The 320-nt window shown below is 34.7% G+C and carries 1 protein-coding gene; it reads right to left on the minus strand.

The genetic code is table 11. From position 1 onward, the window contains the following. On the minus strand, nt 1–223 hold a 223-nt coding region (locus tag D0T87_RS24385; RefSeq protein ID WP_203558791.1), incomplete at its 3' end, for a hypothetical protein. Nucleotides 224–320 lie beyond the last annotated feature (97 nt).

The following is a 320-nucleotide window of genomic DNA, read 5'->3' on the forward strand; positions in this document are numbered from 1 at the left end:
ACAATACAAAGATAGCAATAATAGACTGAGAATCAATATAAAGATAACCTTTTATCCTTGTGGTAACCTTGGCTAATATACAAGGGGATGAGAATAATAAAATCTCAAAATGCAAATTACAGTTTACGGCTTTGGGTAGGCAACCATTGTTGGCATAAAGTTCGTCCGGATAGAAATAATGTGTCATCCGTTGATCTACATCTTCATCATAGAGCGACCTCAAATATGAATAAAAGTTTTCCAAGTTTCTCCCCCATCTTTGCAAAGTCACCCGGATGAACGGGTAAATATAATAAAAACACATATAGTATATATGCCAA

Origin of the sequence: Bacteroides sp. 51 (assembly GCF_010500965.1) — a bacterium.
Classification (GTDB): domain Bacteria; phylum Bacteroidota; class Bacteroidia; order Bacteroidales; family Bacteroidaceae; genus Bacteroides.